At 63.9% G+C, this 1,244-nt stretch carries 1 pseudogene; it reads left to right on the forward strand.

The window, feature by feature from the left end:
* Positions 1–1,244, forward strand: a pseudogene (locus tag JSY17_RS25470) (sugar-binding protein); the annotation flags it as partial.

Here is a 1,244-nt window from a genome sequence, read left to right on the forward strand (position 1 = left end):
CAATACACCTGTTCCATTGCACTGCCCGAACTCAAGGCCAATCACCTCTGCGGCCCCAGCCTGCCGCTGACCCTGAGCTTCAGCCCCATGAGCCCTCGCGACATCGGGTTCGGCAAGGGCTGGAGCCTGCGCCTGTCGCATTTAGACACCGTGTCGCGCATCCTCTCGCTGTCCACCGGCGAGACCTTCCGCATCGAAGGCTCCATCAGCCAGCCCAGCGTGCCCGAACGCAAGATCGACAGCTTTCATTTCTCCTTCGAGGGCAGCAACCGCTACCGCGTGGTGCACAAGTCCGGTCTGGTGGAAATCCTCACCCTGCAGGGCGGCGATACCCTGGCCTGGGTCACCGAGGTCCACTCCGCCGAAGGCCATCGGCTCAGCCTGGCCTACGACACCTTTGCCGGCGAAACCGTGCTGCGCCGCCTCAGCGACGACTACGGCACGCTCCTCGACATCACCCGTCTGGGCAGCGCCCAGATCAACGTCGACCTGCACCCCGGCCAGGGCAGCGAGGGCGGGCCGCTGGCCCGTTTTACGCTGGTGCTCGACAACGGTGAAGTCAGCCGCGTCATCCTGCCCAGCGACAATCAGGCCGGCTGGCACTTCACCTACGAGTGGCTGAACGAGTACCTGTGCATCAAGGAATTGCGTACCCCGCTGGGTGGCCATGAATACATCACCTACGATGCCCAGGGCCACGAGTTCCCGCAGAGCCGCTACCCGTCCTTGCCGCGCGTGCTGCAACACGCCCAACACCCCGGTTTCGGTCAGCCGCCGATCGAAGTGCACTACCGCTATTCCAGCGAGAACTTCCTGGGCTTCAACGCCAGTGGCCTGATCTGGGACGACGACGGTCTGGACAACCTCTACCAGGCCGATCCGCGCTACACCTACAGCAGTACGGAAATGCTCTGGGTCGACGGCCAGGCGCTGCGCACCACGCTGCGCACCTTCAACAACTTTCACCTGCTGACCGAGGAAACCGTCACCCAGCGCGACAACGTGCTCAGCACCCGCACCACTTATCACGGCACGCCGGGCCTGCCGTTCATCCAGCAACCGCCTCAGTGCCAGTTGCCTCGTGAAGTGCTGAAGCTCTGGTATCACCCCAGCGCCTCCAGCCAGACCCACGAAGAAATCACCCGCACCACCTTCGACGTCTTCGGTAACCTGCTGACCCAGGAAAACCCCGACGGCACCCTGGAAACCCGACGCTATTACCCGGCGGCCGGCGGCGATGGCTG

The sequence above is a fragment of the Pseudomonas capsici genome (assembly GCF_017165765.1).
In the GTDB taxonomy this organism is placed as follows: Bacteria; Pseudomonadota; Gammaproteobacteria; order Pseudomonadales; family Pseudomonadaceae; genus Aquipseudomonas; species Aquipseudomonas capsici.